Raw genomic sequence first — 19,527 nt, 5'->3', positions numbered from 1 at the left:
CACGATGTCTGGAGAGTTCGAGGGCAAGTCCCTGGACGCCCTCTACGCGATGATCGCGTCCGCCAAGCCCGAGGACGTCACGGGCGCGGGCGAAGCGCTCGCGGCCGCGGTGCCGAAGATCCTCGGTATCGCCGCGGACCTTCGCCACTACATCTCCCGAGTGAAGTGGGAGGGCGAGGGCGCCGAGGCGTTCCGCACCTGGGGCGCCGGCATGGTGTCCGAGACGCTGGTCCTCGGCGACTTCACCAAGGTCGTCTCCGAGGAGATGAAGCGCGCGGGCAGCGCCCTGACCGAGGCGAAGGCGGCGCTGCCGAAGCCGGCGGGCATGTGCTACGCCGACCCGGAGAAGGAGAAGGCCCGGATCGAGGCGGAGACGGGCCCGAAGCTCCAGGAGGCGGTGAGCGCGATGGAGCGGCTGTCGTCGTATTACGACGCGACGAGTACGCGGATCGCGTCGGAGCGGCAGCCGGAGTTCAAGCCGATGATCAATGACGGTATCGGCGAAAAAGAGCGAGAGTACGGCACGGGGAGTGGCACTGGTACCGGCTCCGCGACGTATGCGAGTACGGGCACGGGGGCTACCGCGACGAGCCACACGTCTCTTCAGCGCGCTGAGGTATCGACTCCGAGCGGTACGGTCCGGGACATTCAGGAGCCGATCTCCATGCCGCCGACCGCGCCGACGAGGCCGCCGCTGCCCGACGTCAACACGAACCTCGACTCCACGACCCTTATCCCGGACGCACCGACGCGCCCGCCGGTGCAGCCGCCCACTGTGCAGCCGCCGACGGCGCCGCCGGTCACCACAGTCGGCCCGACGCCCGTTCCGCTGCCGCCGATGGCCCCGCCGGTCGGCCCCGTCGTCGACCGCCGTCTGCCCCGCACGGGCATCCCGGGTCTGCCGGGCCCTGCGACGCGTTCCGGCCTGCAGGGTCCCAGTCCGCTGACCGGTCCCCGTCCCGCCGAGGGCATCGTCGGAGGCCGCCAGGTGCCGTCGACCCGGCCGCCGGGGCTCGGCGGCCCGCGACCGCCTCGGATGCCCATGGGCACCGTCATCGGCGAGGAGCAGCGGTCCTCCACTCCGTACGGTCGTGGCGCCGGCGGCGTGCACGGTCCGGGTGGCGGTATGCACGGACCTTCCGGCGTCTCCGGTGGGTCCTCCGGTCGCCGTCTCGCGATGGAGCACGGTGGAACCGTAGGAACGCCTTCCGCGTCCCGAGCTGTTGGACGGTCGGCGTTCACTCCGGGTGGCTCGGGTCTCGTTCGCCCGTCCGCCTCGACCGGACAGGAGCACGAGGCCGAACGCACGGTCGGTCACCGTCCCGACTACCTGTCCGAGGACGAGGAGACCTGGACCTCGGGCCAGCGCCGGATCGTCCCACCCGTGATCGACTAGGAGTCGCCCCCCTTATGTCCCCCCTCACCCGGGTCGTTCGCAGCCGAGCAGCAGGGTTGCTCGGCGCACTCACGGCCGTCGTCGCGACGTGGACCGTCGCGGCGCCGCCGGCGCAGGCTGACGACATGCGGTCGCGTCAGTGGTACCTGGACGCGATGAAGGCCGACCAAATGTGGAAGGTGGCTACGGGCAAGGGGATCACCGTTGCCGTGGTCGACTCCGGAGTCGACTCGACACTGCCGGAGCTTCACGGAAACGTACTGCCCGGACGGGACTTCGACTTGGGGGGGCCGGGGCGGGTGGACGACAAGGACACCGACCGCCACGGCACGAACATGGCCCTTGCCATCGCTGGTAGCGGGGCTGACGGCGGGGTCAAGGGCATTGCTCCAGGCGCGATGATTCTTCCCGTAAGGACGGGCGCAAACTTTGGCGTTGACTGGCAGACGACGTACAAGGCCGTTCGTTACGCGGTGGACAACGGCGCTCGCGTCATCAACATCTCTCGAGCTGGTCCCGCCATGGAGTCGGATACAGCTGACTGGCGGGCAACCGTGGACTACGCCCGCAAGAAGGGTGCTCTGATCTTCGCCGGTTCCGGAAACGATGGCGAAGGAAGTCCGGTCTACCCGGCAGCCATCCCCGGAGTCGTCGCCGTCGGCGCCCTCGACACCAAGGGCAAGGTCGCCAAGTTCTCCAACTACGGTTCCCACCTCGCCCTCGCCGCCCCCGGCGTCGAGATCCCCGGACGCTGCACCAACGACAAGCGCAAGTTCTGCGCCGGCCAGGGCACCAGCCAGGCAACCGCCATCGCCTCCGGCACAGCCGCCCTCATCTGGTCCGCCCATCCCGACTGGACCGGCAACCAGGTCCTCCGCGTGATGCTCGAGACCGCCGGACACAACGGCCCCGTGCCCAGCAAGTACATCGGCTACGGCTCCGTCCGCCCCGCCCAGGTCCTGCTCGAAGGCAAGGGCGACCCGGGCGACCCGAACGTCGACCCGCTGCTCGCCGCGCAGGCGAGTGCGGCACCGAGCCAGGCACCGAGCAAGTCCCCGGCATCGCAGTCACCTCAGACCTCCCCCTCTCCTGAGAACACGGGGGCAGCGGCAGCAAAGCCCGAATCGAGCGGCTTCCCGCTCTGGGCCATCGCCGCGAGTGCCATCGCCGTCGTTGCCCTCGTCGGCATCGTCGTCGCGGTGGTCGTACGCAGGAGAGCGTCGACAGACGCATGAGCAACGCCATCGACAACAAGAGGAGCATCACATGACCACTCCCGCAGGTGGGTTCGGACTCGCAGACGATCCGATCGTCAAGGCGAAGAACAAGATCATGGAGACCGGCGAGGCGGTCACCAAGCAGGCGCGTGAGCTCGCCGACATCCTGGAGACCTGCAGCGCCGGCTGGACCGGTGTCGGTGCCGCCGGCTTCAAGCAGGCCCAGACCCTCGTCAACGAGGACCACGACACCATCCGTCGCCTGCTGAACGTGCTGCTCCACGCCGTCGGCGAGACGAAGAACCTCAGCAACGCGAACGACGACGACGTGCGTGCCACCTTCGCCGCCGTCAACAACTCCGCGCTCAACAACATCTGACGAAAAGGGGGAGCACCATGTCTGTCGACAACGCCGGCACCAAGGTTCGGTACGAGAGCGTCCAGGAGATGGCGAACCGTATCCGGACGGTCTCGCAGCACATCATCAAGGACCTTGAGGAGATGGACACCGCGCTGCGGGTCGTCACCGACACGTGGGACGGTGACGCGCACCGTGAGTACGAGACCCTCCAGGGCAAGTACAAGAAGCGCGCCACGGACATGAAGGACCGCCTGGAGAAGGTGGCCCAGATCGTCGAGCAGGGCAAGGACAACTACCGCGCCACGGACGTCAAGGCGTCGCGCCTGTTCACCGAGTCCTTCTGACCGGTAGCCACATGAGCTGAGGCCCGCCCCTTCCGGGGCGGGCCTCAGCTCATGTGCTCGCGTCCTCACATCAGGTCGAACTCGCCGTCCTTCGCGCCCAGCACGAACGCGTCCCACTCCGCCTTCGTGTAGCGCAGCACCGTGTCGTGGTCGAGCGACGAACGCATCGCGATGCCACCGCCCGGCAGGTGCGCGATCTCCACCCGCTCCTCGTCGGGGCTCGTGCCGGGGGCGCCCTGCCACTCGACACCGCTGATGTCGAGCGCGTACAGCTCGTCCTTCTCCTGCTGAGTGCCCATCTGGCTCTGCTCCTTCGTGCGTCGACGGCGGCGCAACCACGTTGCAGGTCAATGATGGGCGGCCGGGCCTGCGCCTGTCATCCGGATCCTCCGGAATCACCGCCACCTACGCGCTCGGCGAACCGGCCCCGAGACCGCCTCGCACGCTTTCGCGGCCGGCGGCCCCTTCGCGCCGTTGCAAGTGGTGATCCGCACCCCCTCCCAGGGGCGCCAGGGCGCAGCTGTCACAGGTCGAACGCCTCGATCCAGATGCGTGACTCGCTTCCCGAGATCTGCGCGGTCCAGATGTTCAGGTCCTCCGCCCCAGGCGTCCCCTGGGAGAAACGATGCGCGTCCGCGGACGGCGTGCAGGCCACGCCAAGTGGCAGCAGCAGGAGAGCAGCCGCCAGCAGCCATGGCCTCGCCGCGGGTCCTTCGCGCGGCTCCGTGTCCCTCACGCCGGTCAGAGCCTGACCAGGATTCCCCGCCAGGTCCATCCCGCGCCGAGGACCGCCTCGCGCAGGGGATCCTTCAACTGCCGTGTGTCGAAAGCGAAGTCCTCGACGAGGTGCCGGCGGCCGTCGGCGCCCCGTTCGATCGTCCATCGCTTGGACGTCGTGGTCACCTGCCCGCGGGTGTACTCGGCCGAGGTGGCCAGCCTGGGCGTGCCGCCGACCCAGTTGATCTCCAGCTGCTCGTCGAGCGCCCGCACCTCGTGCTTGTCGGCGACCAGGCGCATTTTGATCTTGAGGCTCTGCTCCGGCTGAGACTCCAGGAAGAAGGTCCGCCAGGCAGGCTCCAGGATCCGCCACTCCGCCACCAGGTCGGCCTTCTCCGCCGGGCGGGCGTTACGCACGACGTACGGCTTGTCCGCGCTGTTGACCGCGAGCAGCGCCTCCCGGACCTCCGCGGCGGAACGGGGCCCTACGCCCAGGCTCGGGCGCTTGGTTCCGGTCAGTTTGTCAAAGAGGCCCATGGGGTCAACCTTCAGGTGGGGGTGACGACTCGAACGGTGGCGACGTTGAGGCGATCTTGTGCCACACGGCTCATGATGTGCCATTCCCGAATGGCTTCACGACGGGCTCCTTCTCCAGCGGCTTGTTCTCGCAGCCCAGGACCTCCGTGGCTCTGCGCGTCATGCGGTAGACGAAGTCCATCTGCTGGTCCTGGGTGTGGTGATCGTGGACGGGACCCAGATTTACCGTGAACACGGCCTCTGCGTGAAGGACGACCTTCCGTGACTGTTCCTTCAGTTCATTTGGCATCAGGCACTGGACGTACAGGTTGGTCATGACGTCATTGGAATTTCCGGTTGCGCCGTTCAGCCGGTATTCGCGGGTTTCCTTTTCGATCCGGCGCTTCTGTGCGTCGTCAAGGGATACCCAATCGAAGTCGAGCGTGGCGCGGCCTATGCCCGCTTGCCCCTTCGGTACGTAGGAGCATCCCGAGACGGTGTATGTCGCGGCTGGGTCCGCGATGTTGTGGAGGTTCTCCTCCATCCTCTCTACAAAGCGCTGGTCGCGAGGTTGGGATGAGTCAGTTCTGAAGTTTTTCGTCCGGATGACGGTGTGCAGCAACTGTTCCTCGACAGAACCCGGCGCGATAGAGCAGAGCCTGTCCTCCGGAGGGCTCGCCGACCCGGAGGTGCAGGAGGTCATGGCGACCGCGGAAACGGCTGCGAGCGCGAGCCATGGGTGGAGCTTCAACGTCTTCCTCATCCCAGATGCTTCCTGGCTTCGTTGATGCCGGCGTCGTGACCGTCGTAGGCGGAATCCCGTGCGGAATTGAAGGGACCGGGGGCCAAGTTCCCCTGGTTCTGCCATTCGTTGAAGATCTTGGTCATGCCCTGCTTGCCCGAGGCGAAGTTGCTGCTGATCTTCTTGTCTCGTTCTTCCTCCGCGAGGTCGGTGACGTCCTTCACCCATTCGTATTTGACGGAGTCGATGATCGAGCCTCCCACGGTCCCGACGACGGGGATCTCTCCGATCATTCCGTTGACCGCGGCGGCCGTGTGCTCCGAGGTGCCTTCGGCCCACTTCACCCTGTCGTCCGCCTTGTCCACGTACACATCAGCGCCGATCTCGTTGAGGGCGCCCATTGCCATGCCGATGTTCCGCGACCGGTGGTCCCATTCCGCGCTCTGCGAGTGCTGAGGATCGCCGTGGAAGGGCGGAGCCTCGCCGAGCAGATGGGCGGAGTAGGAGCGCTCCGCCTCATAGAGGAGGGCGTAGGACGGACCGTCGTCAGCGATGCCACGCATGACGCGAACGAGGCTGCCCTGCCCTACGGCAATGCTCGACGTGTCGCCCGATCCCGGACGGGTGGTGATGGAATCCTTGCCGTCGACCTCCCCGTACTCCGCCTCCTGCCCGGTGAGCGTGAGGTGCGTATCGGCGACATAGTCCGCAAGGGCCCTTGCCATCGGTTGACGGAGGTTCGCCAAGTCCTCGGGGAACTCGGCACCGCCCTGGTCGTCGTCGAGGAACTTGATCGCGTTGTGCATAACCCGCGCCTGGCCTTCGCTGTGCAGCCCCACCTCCCCCAGCTTCTCGCCCGGCGCGTGCCCCGTGGCCGCCGCCTGGATCGCGTTGCCCAGGCCCGTCGCCTTGGAGGGGTCGTCCATCTCCATCGGCGCCGAGTAGAGCGTGTTCATCAGCGGGTCCGGCCACTTGCGGTCGGTGAGGAGGAACTTCAGGTGTTCGTTCGCGTTGCCCGGGGCCTTGGGGTCGAGGAAGTACTCGGCGTCCGCGGGGTCCTTGCTCATGATGTCGAGCAGGCCGTCGAGGGGATCGTGGACGATGTTCGGGCGCTGGCCGTCGAAGAAGTGCAGCCAGACCTCGGGCTTCTTCTTCTCGATCGAGATCATGTCGTCGCCGATCTCGTTCAGGAATTCCTTGCCGAAGCCCTTCGGCTCGCCCGCGTTCATCAGTGTCACGAGCATCTGGTAGCCGAGCGTCGGCTGGGTGTTGCTGGCCAGGTTCTGGCCGCCGAGCGCCTTCAGGCCGTCCACGAACGGCCGGTACGCGTAGCTGTTCGGGTCCTTCGTGCCCGAGGCGATCGTGTCCGCGAGGCCCGCGTTGATCGACTCGTAGAGCTTCTTCTGGTCGGCGGGTATGCCGCGCTCGTTCGCCGCCAGGTTCATCCGGTCCGCGATCTTCAGGGTGTCCTTCGCGCCGAGGCCGTCCAGGTACGCCTCGCTGAAGTGCGGGTCCTTGGAGTTCTGGGCCAGGATGTCGCGGTAGTGCTCAAGCTCCTCCTTCGACGCCTTGCCCTCGCGGACCTTCTCCGAGAGCTTGAGCGCCTCGACGGCCTCGACGTCGTTGACGGGCTTGGAGTTGAAGCCGAGCGCCGCGCTGCCGTCCGCGCCGGAGGCGTTGAGCAGGGCCACCTTCACGTCCGCGTCGAAGTCGGTGACCGCCTTGACCGCGTCGCTGATCTTGCGCGTGTACGACAGTTCCGTCTCGTGGAGATCGGGGTCGTGCCGGATGGCGTTGGCCTCCTGGGCGTCGACCTTGCTGAAGTCGTAGCTCGCGTTGCCGTACTCGGAGACCTTCATGCCGGCGGCTATCGCCTCGTCGACCGCCGCCTTCACGCGCCCCTTGAGCTCGGTGAAGGTGCCGTGGGCGTCGCGGAGCAGCGACTCCATGGCGAGCGCCTCCTTCTGCGCCGAGTCGAGCTCTTTCCGGGTGATCGCGAAGTTCGTGGCGCTGACCTGCTGGGCCTGGCCGGTCCACAGCGGGTTGTCGGTGGCGACGCCCTGGACCTCCTTCTCGTACAGGTCCTCGACCTTCTTGAACTTCTCGGCCATGCTCTTCCAGCCGTCGGCGGCCGTGCTCAGCTTGCCGAGGTCGGTCTGCATGATCTCCTGGTACGTCGGCATCGCGATGCCCCCCTTTCCCGTCCTACAGTCCCGAGACCTTCGACTGCGTCGGGGCGAAGCTGAAGCCCGTCTCGAAGTCGTTGTTCTTGAACAGCGTCGACGCGCCGCGCAGCGCCTTCTTCTCCGAGTCGAGCCGGGCCATCAGCCGCTTGACCTGGCTGTCCCAGTGCTCGTGGGCCTGCTTCAGGCCCGCCGCGGTGTCCCAGCCCTTGAACTCGGCGACGGCACCGCTGGTGCCCTCGTCCGCGGCGTCCGCAGCCGACGTCACGCCGGGCTGTATGTCGGTCTCGATGATGCCCGCGGCCTTCTTCTTCCTCGCCGGCGTCGTCGCCAGGTCAGGGGCCCCGCCACCGCCTCCGCCGGGGTCGGAGGGAAGCTGGTTGAGCCGCGTGCTCGCGACGCTCTTGTGCCGGTTCCATTCGTCGTCGAATCCCATGGTGATCTCAGCCTCCCGTGACCTGGCTACGGAACTCCTCCAGCGGCATCGTCCGTTCCGCCGCCGGCAACGTGATCGTGAACTTTCCCCCGAACGAGTCGTACGTCGTCGTGCTGGACCGCCCGTTCCGCGTCGACTCCAGCAGGACGAGGCGCGAGGTGTCGCTCTCCACGTAGTACGTGTCGGAGGACGCGTCCGAGGCGCCGGCCGCCGCCTCGACCGTGAAGGCCTCGGTGCTCCTGCCGCGGAGGGTGCGGTCGCGGTCGGAGGCGCGCTCGGCCCGGTCGGGGATCGTGAAGTAGGTGTCGCAGCCGGCGTCGTCGGGCAGCTCGGAGGTCACGTACGTCCCTGCCAGCCGGTCCGGCACGGTGACCGGCTCGCCCTTCTGGCGCAGACCCTGGGCGAGGAGCGCGGCACCGGTGTACGTCGTGCCGTCCTTGCAGTACATCTCGCCCGAGCCGCCGACCCAGGTGGCCTTGAGGCGCAGACCCTGGTCGGGGTTCCACCACATCTCCTGCCACCCGCCGGCGAACGCCGTCGTGCCGCCGGAGGAGTGGAACGACGAGGAACGCATCTCGTCGTTCGCGTTCCCGACCGCGCCGCATCCGGTCAGCGCCGTCGCGAGCACCGCCACCGCGGCGCACACGCCCCAGGCGCGCAAACGGACCGTCATGGCCTGCCGGACCTCCACTTGGTCTCCTCTCGACTGTCGTCCGTACGGTGGCGGGCGGCGCCGTTCCCCTGCGCCGCTCACCGCCCGTTTCCCCGGTGCCGCTCACGGGCGCCGTTCCCCGGTGCCGCTCGCGGGCGCGGTTTCCCGGTGTCGCTCACCGGCCCGGTTCCCCGGTGTCGCACACCGGCCCGTTTCCCGGTGTCGCTCACGGGCGCGGTTTCCCGGTCGCACACCGGCCCGTTCCCCGGTGCCGCTCACGGGCGCCGTTCCCCGGTGTCGCCCACCGGCCCGTTTCCCCGGTGCCGCCCACGGGCCCCGTTCCGCGGCGCCGCCACGGGCGCGGTTCCCGTGGCCCCGCTCTCCGGCCCCGTTCCCCGCCCGCCCGCCACCGCCTCGCCTCGCTCCCTACTCCCTCGGCATCTGCCCCGTCTGCACCAGCGACGCCTGACCCCGTCGCGACACGAACAGACCGCGCCCCGCCGGCATCGGCCGCGGCCGTGCGTTGCCGAGCAGGTCGCCCTCCGACGGGTCGCCGGACAGGACGACGCCCTGCGCGCCCAGTTCCTTGATGCGCTGCATGAACGCCTCGTACATCGAGCGCGAGGCGCCCGCGCTGTTGCGGGCGATGATGAAGCGGACGCCCGTGTCACGTGCGAACGGGAGGAACTCGGCGAGCGGGGCCAGCGGGTTGCCGGCGCTCGTCGCGACCAGGTCGTAGTCGTCGACGATGATGAAGACCTGCGGGCCCGACCACCAGCTGCGGTCGCGCAGCTGCTGCGGCGTCACGTCCTGCGGCGGCTGGCGGCGCGCGAACACGCCCGACAGGGCCTCCATGTGCATCTGCATGGCGCCCGCCATCGGCGCGTACTCCAGGAGGTGCTCCTCCGGCAGGCTGCCGAGCAGCGACCGCCGGTAGTCGCCGACGACGAGTTTGGCCTCGTCGGGGGAGTAGCGCTCGCCGATCTGCTTGGCGATGAGCCGCAGCAGGTTGGTCTTGCCGGACTCGCTCTCGCCGAAGATCAGGAAGAACGGGTCGGTGTCGAAGTTGACGAACACCGGCTCCAGGCGCGTCTCGTCGATGCCGATCGCGATGCCGTGCTGCGGGAACTCGAAGCCCTTCGGCAGCCGGTCCGCCGACAGCTTGTGCGGCAGGAGCCGTACGGGCGGGGTCGACGGCCCGTGCCAGGCGCCGCGCACGGCCTCGACGAAGGCCGCCGTGCCGTCCGCGAGGTCGCTCGCCGAGCTGGAGCCGTCGATGCGCGGCAGCGCGCCCATGAAGTGCAGCTTCTCCGGGACCTGGCCGCGTCCGGGCACGCCCTGCGGCACGTTCGCCGCGACCTTGCGGTCGAACTCGGAGTCCATGACGTCACCGAGCCGCAGCTCCAGACGCCCCAGCATCTGGTCCTTGAGGGCGGCGCGCACCTCCATGTAGCGGGCGGCGGTGATGACCACGTGGATGCCGTAGCCGAGGCCGCGGGAGGCGATGTCCGCGACGGACGCCTCCAGGCCCTCGTACTCGTTCTTGAAGCCGCCCCAGCCGTCGATGACCAGGAAGACGTCGCCCCACGCCTCCGAGGGCAGTTCGCCGGCCGCCCGCTTGCGCCGGTAGGTGGCGATGGAGTCGATGTTCTGCGAACGGAAGAACTCCTCGCGCCGGTTGAGCACGCCGAGCACCTCGGCGACCGTGCGCCGCACCCGCTCCGGGTCGAGCCGGGACGCCACACCGCCGACGTGCGGCAGCTCCGCGATCGCCGACAGGCCGCCGCCGCCGAAGTCCAGGCAGTAGAACTGCACCTCGGCCGGGGTGTGGGTGAGCGCGAACGACGAGATCAGCGCCCGCATCAGGGTCGACTTGCCGGACTGCGGACCGCCGACCACCATCATGTGGCCCGCCGCACCGGAGAAGTCCCGGTACAGCACCTCGCGCCGCTGCTCGAAGGGCTTGTCGATGAGGCCGAGCGGCACGGTGAGCCCACCCGGCCGGGTGTACTCGGTCGCGGTGAGCCCGCGGTCCGCCGTCTGCGCGAGCCCGGGAAGCAGCTGGTCGAGCGACGGCGCCTGGTCGAGCGGCGGCAGCCACACCTGGTGGGCCGGCACGCCCTGCCCCTCCAGGCGGCGCACGATCACGTCGAGGACGGTGTCCGCGAGCGCGTCGTCCTCCTCGGACCGCTGCGCCGTCAGGTACGCCGGGTCCGGCGCCGCGTACACCACCGGCACCGGCGACGCCGTGAACAGCGCGGGCCGCCGCTCGATCGGCATGTTCCCGGCCTCCAGACGCGGCCCCCCGGTGCGGTACGTGCCGGAGACGTACGCCGCCTTGAAGCGGGTCATCTCGTCCGTACCGAACTTCAGATAGCCCGAACCCGGCACCGACGGCAGGTGGTACGCGTCCGGCACACCGATCGCCGTGCGCGACTCCGCCGCCGAGAAGGTCCGCAGACCGATCCGGTACGACAGGTACGTGTCGAGGCCGCGCAGCTTGCCCTCCTCCAGGCGCTGCGAGGCGAGCAGCAGATGCACACCCAGGGAGCGGCCGATGCGGCCGATCTGGATGAACATGTCGATGAAGTCAGGCTTGGCGGTGAGCAGCTCGGAGAACTCGTCGATGACCAGGACGAGAGAGGCCAGCGGCTCCAGCGGAGCGCCGGCCGCCCGCGCCTTCTCGTAGTCGTGGATGTTGGCGTAGTTGCCCGCGGAGCGCAGCAGCTCCTGGCGCCGCTGCAGCTCGCCGCGGATCGCGTCACCCATGCGGTCGACCAGCGTCAGGTCGTCGGCCAGGTTGGTGATGACCGCCGCCACGTGCGGCATCTGCGACATGCCGGCGAAGGTCGCGCCACCCTTGAAGTCCGCGAGGACGAAGTTCAGCGTCTCCGAGGAGTGCGTCACCGCGAGGCCGAGGACCAGCGTGCGCAGCAGCTCCGACTTGCCGGAACCGGTCGCGCCCACGCACAGGCCGTGCGGGCCCATGCCCTCCTGCGCGGCCTCCTTCAGGTCCAGCATGACCGGCCCGCCGTCCTCGCCGACGCCGATCGGCACCCGCAGCCGCTCCGCGACCGACCTCGGCCGCCAGGTGCGCGCCACGTCCACCGACGCCGCGTCGCCCAGGTTCAGCAGATCGGTGAAGTCCAGGTTGGCGAGCAGCGGTTCGTCGTCGTCCCCGCCGCCCATCCGCAGCGGCGCCAGCTGCCGGGCCAGCGCCTCGGCGGCCTGGAGCGACATGACGTCCGGCACGCCCTCGTACGCGAAACCGCCGCCCGACTCCAGGCGCAGCCGCCCGGGCCGCACGACCACCGACAGACCGCCGCGCGGCTCGTCGAGCTCGCCGGACACCACCTCGACGATGGTCACGCCCTGCAGCCCCTCGGCCGCCGCGAACAGCGAGTCCGGCGGCACCATCCCGCCGTCGAGGACGACCACGACGTGCGGCTGGTCCAGGACCGGCTGGCTGTCCCGGCTGAACCGCGGCCGCCCGTCGAGCCGCGACCGGAGCAGCTGCTCCAGCTCGCCCAGGTCGTCGCCGAACAGGCGCTTCGTGCCGGCCCCGTCGACCGCGCCCGGCACCTGCGTGTGCGGCAGCCACTTCGTCCAGTCCCAGCGCTCCTGCGCGCCCCGCGCCGCCACCACGGCCACCATCAGGTCGTCGGGGGAGTGCAGCGTGACCAGTTGGGCGACGAGACCGCGCGCCGCGGACTGCGCCGCCTCCGGGTCGCCGGACACCGTCACGTGGTAGAAGGCCCGCAGCGACACCGCCATCGGCAGCCCGTCCAGCGTGCCGTGCACCGCCAGGAACTGCTGCATCGCGCCCGCGCACAGCGGTTCGAGCTCGTCCACCGGCGCCGTGTCGGGCGCCACCAGCGGCGTCGCCAACTGCTGGGCGCCGAGCCCGATCCGCGCCTGCGCGAAGTCGTTGTCGCCGACCCGCCGCTCCCAGACCCGCGAGCCCTCCGCGACCACCGACCACAACTGCTCGGGCGCCGGGTGCAGATACAGCTGCGCGTCGCGCTGCCTGCGCGCGGTGCGCCGCACCGCACGCCGCGTCTGGGCGAGGTATTTGAGGTAGTCCCGCCGGACATCGGCCATTTGCCCCTGCGCACCCCGGCGGAATCTGACGAACTGGGCGATCGCCATGCCGACCGTCGACGCCAGCATCAGCGTGCCCATGATCTTCATGATCGGGGACGGCGTCATGAAGAAGAACACCACCGACGAGCCCATGCCGAGCATCGGCAGGAGCTGCATCAGCGCGGACTCCTGCTGCCCCCGCGGCAGTTCCGGCGGGGACTCCAGGACCAGTTCCTCACTGGGGACTTCCGGAGGAAGGGACCTCGGCGGGCGTTTGACGACGATCTGGCTCACCGGCGCATCAATCCCTCGTTACGGGCGGGCTCGTGAGGGAGCTTCCGCACCGGCGCCCCGTTCGCGACGGTCTCCCCCCGAGAGCAAAGGATCCTACTTGCAGCCACTGACACAGGACCCCGGTAGGGTGACCCGCACCGTGCGCAACCGCGAATCAGGGGGTCCAGAAACGTGAGTACGACCGCAGCGACCGGCTTCTGCCGCGTCACCGTCGTGGCGCCGGACAGCCGCATCGACGTGGCACTCCCGGAGGACATCGCCGTCGCCGACGTCTACCCGGAGATCCTGCGGCTCACCGGACAGACCCAGCCGGCCGGCGCCCCCACCGGCTACCACCTCGTCCGCCGCGACGGCACCGTCCTCGACGGCGCCCGCACGCTCGCCGCCCAGCAGGTCCTCGACGGCGAGGTGCTCAGCCTGCGCCCGTTCGCCGAGTCCCTGCCGCCCGCCGTCTTCGACGACGTGTCCGACGCCGTCGCCTCCGCCGTCACCCGCGACCGGCACCTGTGGAGCGACGAGCTGCTGCGCGGCGCCGGACTCGTCGGCGCGGTGCTGCTGCTCGTCCTCATGGGCTTCGTGCTCTGGTTCGCCGACCCGGTCCGCCACGACATGCACAGCCTGCCCGGCATCATCGCGGGCGCCGCCGGCGTGCTCCTCACCGCCTTCGCCGGCGTCCGCGCCCGGGTGTACGGAGACCGGGCCACCGCCGTCGCCCTCGGCCTCGGCGCGCTGCCGCTGCTGCTCATCGCCGGCTCCGGGATCATCGCCCCCGACGCCGGCCACGGCCCCGGCCGGCTCCAGTTCCTGCTCGGCTGCGTCACCGTCCTGGTCGCCGCCGTCACCCTCGTCGCGCTCACCCCGAGCGGCGACGCCCCCTTCGTCGCCGCGACCTTCCTGGCCACCGTCGGCACCCTCGCCACCTTCGCCGCGATCCTCACCGAGGCGTCCGCCACCGAGACCGCCGCCGTGTGCGTGCCCGCCGCCATCGGCCTGGTCGCCTTCCTGCCCGGCCTCTCGGCCCGCTTCGCCCGCCTGCCCATCGGCTACGCCTCCCCGCGCAGCGCCACCGACGACGACTTCGCCGCCGACCCGCACCAGCCCGTGCTCGCCGAGGCCCAGCCCGTCGACGCCGAGCGGATCGCGCTGCAGGCCCGCCGCGGCCACGAGATGCTGCTCGGCCTGGTCGGCGGCTGCGCGGCCGTCGTCGTCGGCTCCTGCGCGGTGCTCGGCTTCGCCGGGAACAGGTGGGGCCAGCTGCTCGCCCTCGCCGCCGGCCTCGCGATGCTGCTGCGCGCCCGCCTCTTCCGCTACACCTCGCAGGTCGCCTGCGTCCTGGTGGCCGGCCTCGCCGCGATCGCCCTGCTGATCCTGGGCCTCTCCCTGAACCCGCCGACCGACCTGGTCGCGGACCTCGTGATGTACGGGGACCGCGGCGGCCTCGACATCCGTACGATCTGGCTCACCGCGGCCGTCGCCGCCGGCGCCGCCCTGGTCACCGCGATCGGCCTGATCATCCCGAGGAAGGGCCTGTCACCCTTCTGGGGGAGGCTGCTCGACCTCACCGAGGGCTTCGTCCTGCTGGCGCTGGTCCCGCTGTGCCTCGCCGTCCTCGACGTCTTCATGCGGGCCCGCTCGCTCACCGGCTGAAGCCCGGGCCCGCCCCGGGGCGCCCTCCGGCACCCCGAGGCGAGCTGGTACGCTGTGTGACGGCCGTTTGTGTACGCGCTCCCGGAAGCCCTGCTTCATCGCAACCTCGGGGAGCAGCGCTCATCGGACCTTCGCTCCCGAGTCACGGAAGTTTCCCCTGAGACCTAGACCAGGGGCACTCGTGGGCGCACGAACCAAGAGGAGATCCGCGTGGCTCTCGACGCCGCCGTCAAGAAGCAGATCATGGCCGAGTTCGGCACCAAGGAGGGCGACACCGGCTCCCCCGAGGTCCAGGTCGCGATGCTGTCCCGCCGCATCTCGGACCTGACCGAGCACCTCAAGGCCCACAAGCACGACCACCACTCCCGTCGTGGTCTGCTGATCCTGGTCGGCCAGCGCCGCCGTCTGCTGCAGTACCTGGCCAAGAAGGACATCCAGCGCTTCCGTACGCTGGTCGACCGCCTCGGCATCCGCCGCGGTGCGGCCGGCGGCGCCAAGTAAGGACGCCGTGAAGGGAGCGGTTCCCACTTTCAGGGGGCCGCTCCCTTTGCTGTACGTGCGCGAAGGTGCCACCGGACCTTAGTCTGGTCGCACAACGCCACATCAACGCGCGAGAAGCAGCCGGCCCGCCGCCGGTCCTCGGTAGTGGTCCCCGGGCAGTGCTCCCGGAGGCTTCGATCGAAGACCGGCCCGCCATCACAGTGCTTCTCCCGCACCGTTCCGGACCACACGGGTCCGCGGACGCAAAGACGAACACGTAGGAGAAACCGCTAGTGGAGAACGAGACCCACTACGCCGAGGCCGTCATCGACAACGGCGCCTTCGGCACCCGCACCATCCGCTTCGAGACGGGCCGCCTGGCCCGCCAGGCCGCCGGCTCCGCCGTCGCGTACCTGGACGACGACACGATGGTCCTCTCCGCGACCACCGCGTCGAAGAAGCCCAAGGACCAGCTCGACTTCTTCCCCCTCACGGTGGACGTCGAGGAGCGGATGTACGCCGCCGGCAAGATCCCCGGCTCCTTCTTCCGCCGTGAGGGCCGCCCCTCCGAGGACGCGATCCTCACCTGCCGCCTGATCGACCGCCCGCTGCGCCCGTCCTTCAAGAAGGGCCTGCGCAACGAGATCCAGGTCGTCGCCACGATCATGGCGCTCAACCCCGACCACCTGTACGACGTCGTCGCGATCAACGCCGCGTCCGCGTCCACCCAGCTGGCCGGCCTGCCCTTCTCCGGCCCGATCGGCGGCGTCCGCGTCGCCCTGATCAAGGGCCAGTGGGTCGCGTTCCCGACGCACACCGAGCTCGAGGACGCCGTCTTCGACATGGTCGTCGCGGGCCGCACCCTGGAGGACGGCGACGTCGCGATCATGATGGTCGAGGCCGAGGCCACCGAGAAGACCATCCAGCTCGTCAAGGGCGGCGCCGAGGCGCCGACCGAGGAGATCGTCGCCGCCGGCCTCGAGGCCGCGAAGCCGTTCATCAAGGTCCTCTGCAAGGCCCAGGCCGACCTCGCCGCCAAGGCCGCCAAGGCCGAGGCCGAGTTCCCGATCTTCCTGGACTACCAGGACGACGTGTACGCGGCCCTGTCCGACGCGGTCCGCGCCGAGCTCGCCCAGGCGCTCACCATCGCCGGCAAGCAGGAGCGCGAGGCCGAGCTCGACCGCGTCAAGGAGCTCGCCGCCGAGAAGCTCCTCCCGGCCTTCGAGGGCCGCGAGAAGGAGATCTCCGCCGCCTACCGCTCCCTGACCAAGGCCCTGGTGCGCGAGCGCGTCATCAAGGACAAGGTCCGCATCGACGGCCGTGGCGTCACGGACATCCGTACGCTCGCCGCCGAGGTCGAGGCGATCCCGCGCGTGCACGGCTCCGCCCTGTTCGAGCGTGGCGAGACCCAGATCCTGGGCGTCACCACCCTCAACATGCTCCGCATGGAGCAGCAGCTGGACACCCTCTCCCCGGTGACCCGCAAGCGCTACATGCACAACTACAACTTCCCGCCGTACTCCACCGGCGAGACCGGCCGCGTCGGCTCCCCGAAGCGCCGCGAGATCGGCCACGGCGCCCTCGCCGAGCGCGCCCTCGTCCCGGTCCTGCCGACCCGCGAGGAGTTCCCCTACGCGATCCGCCAGGTGTCCGAGGCCCTCGGCTCCAACGGCTCGACGTCCATGGGCTCGGTCTGCGCCTCCACCATGTCGCTGCTGAACGCCGGTGTGCCGCTGAAGGCCCCGGTCGCCGGTATCGCCATGGGTCTGATCTCCCAGGAGATCGACGGCGAGACGCACTACGTCACCCTCACCGACATCCTCGGTGCGGAAGACGCCTTCGGCGACATGGACTTCAAGGTCGCCGGTACGAAGGAGTTCGTCACCGCCCTCCAGCTCGACACCAAGCTGGACGGCATCCCGGCCTCCGTCCTGGCCGCGGCCCTCAAGCAGGCCCGCGACGCCCGCCTCCACATCCTCGACGTGATGATGGAAGCGATCGACACGCCGGACGAGATGTCCCCGAACGCCCCGCGGATCATCACCGTCAAGATCCCCGTGGACAAGATCGGTGAGGTCATCGGCCCCAAGGGCAAGATGATCAACCAGATCCAGGAGGACACCGGCGCCGAGATCACGATCGAGGACGACGGCACCATCTACATCGGTGCCGCCGACGGCCCGGCCGCCGAGGCCGCCCGCGCCACGATCAACGGCATCGCCAACCCGACCATGCCGGAGGTCGGCGAGCGCTACCTGGGTACGGTCGTCAAGACCACCACCTTCGGTGCCTTCGTCTCCCTCATGCCCGGCAAGGACGGCCTGCTGCACATCTCGCAGATCCGCAAGCTCGCCGGTGGCAAGCGCGTGGAGAACGTCGAGGACGTGCTCGCGGTCGGCGCCAAGGTCCAGGTCGAGATCGCCGAGATCGACCAGCGCGGCAAGCTCTCCCTCATCCCCGTGATCGAGGGCGAGGAGACTGAGAAGGACGCCTCCGACCAGTGACGTCCCGCAGTTCCGCGACGACGGCCCGCCCCTCCTCCGAGGGGCGGGCCGTCGCCCGTACCCAAACGCTTCTCCCGGGCAAGGACGGCATCGGCACGGTCCGCCGCACGACCCTCCCCGGCGGCCTCCGCATCGTCACCGAGACCCTGCCCTCGGTGCGCTCCGCCACCTTCGGCATCTGGGCGCACGTCGGCTCCCGGGACGAGACCCCGGCGCTCAACGGCGCCACCCACTACCTGGAGCACCTCCTCTTCAAGGGCACCGCGAAGCGGTCCGCCCTCGACATCTCCGCCGCGATCGACGCGGTCGGCGGCGAGATGAACGCCTTCACGGCGAAGGAGTACACCTGCTACTACGCCCGGGTCCTCGACACCGACCTGCCGCTGGCGATCGACGTCGTCTGCGACATGCTCACCGGCTCGCTCATCCTCGAAGAGGACGTCAACATCGAGCGCGGGGCGATCCTCGAAGAGATCGCGATGACCGAGGACGACCCCGGCGACGTGGTCCACGACCTGTTCGCCAAGACGATGTTCGGCGACACCCCGCTGGGCCGCCCGGTCCTCGGCACCGTCGAGACCGTCAGCGCCCTCGACCGCGGCCGGATCGCCCGCTTCTACAAGAAGCACTACGACCCGACCCACCTGGTCGTCGCCGCCGCCGGCAACGTCGACCACGCCACGGTGGTACGCCAGGTCCGCCGCGCCTTCGAGAAGGCCGGCGCCCTCACCCGTACCGCCGCCGTCCCCGTCGCCCCGCGCGACGGACACCGCACCATCAGGACGGCGGGCCGGGTCGAGGTGCTCGGCCGCAAGACCGAGCAGGCGCACGTGGTCCTCGGCATGCCGGGCCTGGCCCGCACCGACGAGCGCCGCTGGGCGCTCGGCGTGCTGAACACCGCCCTCGGCGGCGGCATGTCCTCCCGCCTCTTCCAGGAGGTACGGGAGAAGCGCGGCCTGGCCTACAGCGTGTACTCGTACACCTCCGGCTTCGCCGACTGCGGCCTCTTCGGCGTGTACGCGGGCTGCCGGCCCAGCCAGGTCCACGACGTGCTGAAGATCTGCCGGGACGAGCTCGAGAAGGTGGCCTCGGACGGGCTCACCGACGAGGAGATCGCCCGCGCCGTCGGCCAGCTCTCCGGCTCCACGGTGCTCGGCCTGGAGGACACCGGCGCGCTGATGAACCGCATCGGCAAGAGCGAGCTGTGCTGGGGCACCCAGATGTCGGTCGACGACATGCTGGCCACCATCGCCGCCGTCACCCCCGAAGAAGTGCGCGCGGTGGCCCGCGATGTACTGGAGCAGCGGCCCTCGCTCTCGGTGATAGGACCGCTGAAGGACAAGCAGGCCGACCGCCTCCACACCGTGGTCGCCTGAGCACCCCGTTCCCGCACCCAAGTCCCGCACCTAAGGAATCAGATGAGCAAGCTGCGCGTGGCGGTCCTCGGAGCCCAGGGCCGCATCGGCTCCGAGGCGGTCAGGGCCGTCGAGGCCGCCGAGGACATGGAACTGGTCGCCGCCCTCGGCCGCGGCGACAAGCTGGAGTCCCTCGTCGAGGCGGACGCCCAGGTCGCCGTCGAGCTGACCACCCCCGGCTCCGTCATGGGGAACCTCGACTTCTGCGTGCGCCACGGCATCCACGCGGTCGTCGGGACCACCGGCTGGACCGAGGAGCGCCTCGCGCAGCTCGGGGGCTGGCTCGACCAGTCCCCGCAGACCGGTGTGCTGATCGCGCCGAACTTCTCCATCGGCGCGGTCCTCACCATGAGGTTCGCGCAGCTCGCGGCCCCGTACTTCGAGTCCGTCGAGGTCGTCGAGCTGCACCACCCGCACAAGGTGGACGCCCCCTCCGGCACCGCCACCCGGTCCCGTCTTCGATGCGTACGACGTAGCAGATCCCGCCGCCGTTGGCGAAGAAGCCGTAGACGGAGCGGGCCAGGTACGTTCCTTCGACGA

The 19,527-nt window shown here is 69.8% G+C and carries 17 protein-coding genes; 9 read left to right on the top strand and 8 right to left on the bottom strand.

Annotated features, from left to right (window positions below):
* The first annotated feature begins 4 nt into the window (after positions 1-4).
* The 4 genes from ACWEV0_RS16505 to ACWEV0_RS16490 are packed head-to-tail and all read left to right on the top strand — an operon-like array spanning position 5 to position 3,318.
* Positions 5-1,396 carry a hypothetical protein gene (locus tag ACWEV0_RS16505; protein ID WP_453149983.1) on the top strand — a complete coding sequence of 464 codons (1,392 nt, stop codon included), beginning with the start codon at positions 5-7 and terminating at the stop codon, positions 1,394-1,396.
* A 14-nt stretch (positions 1,397-1,410) separates the two neighbouring features.
* Positions 1,411-2,631 (top strand): S8 family serine peptidase, encoded by a 1,221-nt coding sequence (locus ACWEV0_RS16500; protein ID WP_453149982.1) that lies wholly within the window; start codon positions 1,411-1,413, stop codon positions 2,629-2,631.
* 31 nt (positions 2,632-2,662) lie between these two features.
* A complete protein-coding gene (locus tag ACWEV0_RS16495; protein ID WP_451610317.1) occupies positions 2,663-2,992 on the top strand; it encodes a hypothetical protein in 330 nt (109 codons plus the stop codon).
* Positions 2,993-3,009: 17 nt separating this feature from the next.
* Complete coding sequence (locus ACWEV0_RS16490) at positions 3,010-3,318, top strand: WXG100 family type VII secretion target (RefSeq protein WP_451610316.1); 309 nt, start codon at positions 3,010-3,012, stop codon at positions 3,316-3,318.
* A gap of 65 nt (positions 3,319-3,383) precedes the next feature.
* Here ACWEV0_RS16490 and ACWEV0_RS16485 read toward each other — a convergent pair whose 3' ends face one another.
* The 8 genes from ACWEV0_RS16485 to eccCa all read right to left on the bottom strand — a co-directional run bounded on the left by ACWEV0_RS16485 (position 3,384) and on the right by eccCa (position 12,941).
* A complete protein-coding gene (locus ACWEV0_RS16485) occupies positions 3,384-3,617 on the bottom strand; it encodes a DUF397 domain-containing protein (RefSeq protein ID WP_389209133.1) in 234 nt (77 codons plus the stop codon).
* Between the two features lie 224 nt (positions 3,618-3,841).
* Positions 3,842-4,054, bottom strand: a complete 213-nt coding sequence (locus ACWEV0_RS16480) for a hypothetical protein (RefSeq protein WP_453149981.1) — start codon at positions 4,052-4,054, stop codon at positions 3,842-3,844.
* A 5-nt stretch (positions 4,055-4,059) separates the two neighbouring features.
* Positions 4,060-4,572: a hypothetical protein gene (locus ACWEV0_RS16475; protein WP_453149980.1), complete on the bottom strand. Its 513-nt coding sequence runs from the start codon at positions 4,570-4,572 to the stop codon at positions 4,060-4,062.
* A gap of 70 nt (positions 4,573-4,642) precedes the next feature.
* The gene (locus ACWEV0_RS16470; protein WP_453149979.1) at positions 4,643-5,314 is read right to left on the bottom strand and encodes a hypothetical protein; all 672 of its coding nucleotides are present in this window, start codon (positions 5,312-5,314) and stop codon (positions 4,643-4,645) included.
* Complete coding sequence (locus tag ACWEV0_RS16465) at positions 5,311-7,476, bottom strand: hypothetical protein (protein ID WP_453149978.1); 2,166 nt, start codon at positions 7,474-7,476, stop codon at positions 5,311-5,313. The genes ACWEV0_RS16470 and ACWEV0_RS16465 overlap by 4 nt, the downstream gene beginning before the upstream one ends.
* Positions 7,477-7,498: 22 nt before the next feature.
* Positions 7,499-7,912 carry a hypothetical protein gene (locus ACWEV0_RS16460; RefSeq protein WP_453149977.1) on the bottom strand — a complete coding sequence of 138 codons (414 nt, stop codon included), beginning with the start codon at positions 7,910-7,912 and terminating at the stop codon, positions 7,499-7,501.
* A gap of 7 nt (positions 7,913-7,919) precedes the next feature.
* Positions 7,920-8,585 (bottom strand): hypothetical protein, encoded by a 666-nt coding sequence (locus ACWEV0_RS16455; RefSeq protein WP_453149976.1) that lies wholly within the window; start codon positions 8,583-8,585, stop codon positions 7,920-7,922.
* Positions 8,586-8,990: 405 nt separating this feature from the next.
* Positions 8,991-12,941 carry a type VII secretion protein EccCa gene (gene eccCa / locus ACWEV0_RS16450; RefSeq protein ID WP_453149975.1) on the bottom strand — a complete coding sequence of 1,317 codons (3,951 nt, stop codon included), beginning with the start codon at positions 12,939-12,941 and terminating at the stop codon, positions 8,991-8,993.
* Between the two features lie 171 nt (positions 12,942-13,112).
* Here eccCa and eccD point away from each other — a divergent pair, with 171 nt between their 5' ends.
* From eccD to ACWEV0_RS16425, 5 genes are all read left to right on the top strand, one after another.
* On the top strand, positions 13,113-14,588 hold the full coding sequence (gene eccD, locus ACWEV0_RS16445) for a type VII secretion integral membrane protein EccD (RefSeq protein WP_453149974.1): 1,476 nt from the start codon (positions 13,113-13,115) through the stop codon (positions 14,586-14,588).
* 210 nt (positions 14,589-14,798) lie between these two features.
* Positions 14,799-15,089, top strand: coding sequence for a 30S ribosomal protein S15 (rpsO, locus tag ACWEV0_RS16440; protein ID WP_453149973.1), 291 nt, complete (start codon positions 14,799-14,801; stop codon positions 15,087-15,089).
* A 272-nt stretch (positions 15,090-15,361) separates the two neighbouring features.
* Positions 15,362-17,572, top strand: a complete 2,211-nt coding sequence (locus tag ACWEV0_RS16435) for a polyribonucleotide nucleotidyltransferase (protein ID WP_453149972.1) — start codon at positions 15,362-15,364, stop codon at positions 17,570-17,572.
* Positions 17,569-18,948, top strand: a complete 1,380-nt coding sequence (locus ACWEV0_RS16430; RefSeq protein WP_453149971.1) for a M16 family metallopeptidase — start codon at positions 17,569-17,571, stop codon at positions 18,946-18,948. The genes ACWEV0_RS16435 and ACWEV0_RS16430 overlap by 4 nt, the downstream gene beginning before the upstream one ends.
* Positions 18,949-18,990: 42 nt before the next feature.
* Positions 18,991-19,527, top strand: a 537-nt coding sequence (locus ACWEV0_RS16425; protein ID WP_453149970.1) for a 4-hydroxy-tetrahydrodipicolinate reductase, incomplete at its 3' end; no start/stop codon positions are given.

The sequence above is a fragment of the Streptomyces sp. NPDC003943 genome (assembly GCF_053605265.1).
Note: the sequence above shows the minus strand (reverse complement) of the source record. Positions and strands in the feature narration are given on the sequence as shown.

What these genes read in the sequence shown, in the direction of transcription:
- ACWEV0_RS16465 (WP_453149978.1), bottom strand. Translation starts at nt 7,476, where the DNA reads ATGCCGACGTACCAGGAGATCATGCAGACCGACCTCGGCAAGCTGAGC.
- ACWEV0_RS16470 (WP_453149979.1), bottom strand. Translation starts at nt 5,314, where the DNA reads ATGAGGAAGACGTTGAAGCTCCACCCATGGCTCGCGCTCGCAGCCGTT.
- ACWEV0_RS16485 (WP_389209133.1), bottom strand. Translation starts at nt 3,617, where the DNA reads ATGGGCACTCAGCAGGAGAAGGACGAGCTGTACGCGCTCGACATCAGC.
- ACWEV0_RS16495 (WP_451610317.1), top strand. Translation starts at nt 2,663, where the DNA reads ATGACCACTCCCGCAGGTGGGTTCGGACTCGCAGACGATCCGATCGTC.
- ACWEV0_RS16500 (WP_453149982.1), top strand. Translation starts at nt 1,411, where the DNA reads ATGTCCCCCCTCACCCGGGTCGTTCGCAGCCGAGCAGCAGGGTTGCTC.
- ACWEV0_RS16505 (WP_453149983.1), top strand. Translation starts at nt 5, where the DNA reads ATGTCTGGAGAGTTCGAGGGCAAGTCCCTGGACGCCCTCTACGCGATG.
- ACWEV0_RS16490 (WP_451610316.1), top strand. Translation starts at nt 3,010, where the DNA reads ATGTCTGTCGACAACGCCGGCACCAAGGTTCGGTACGAGAGCGTCCAG.
- ACWEV0_RS16455 (WP_453149976.1), bottom strand. Translation starts at nt 8,585, where the DNA reads ATGACGGTCCGTTTGCGCGCCTGGGGCGTGTGCGCCGCGGTGGCGGTG.
- ACWEV0_RS16475 (WP_453149980.1), bottom strand. Translation starts at nt 4,572, where the DNA reads ATGGGCCTCTTTGACAAACTGACCGGAACCAAGCGCCCGAGCCTGGGC.
- ACWEV0_RS16460 (WP_453149977.1), bottom strand. Translation starts at nt 7,912, where the DNA reads ATGGGATTCGACGACGAATGGAACCGGCACAAGAGCGTCGCGAGCACG.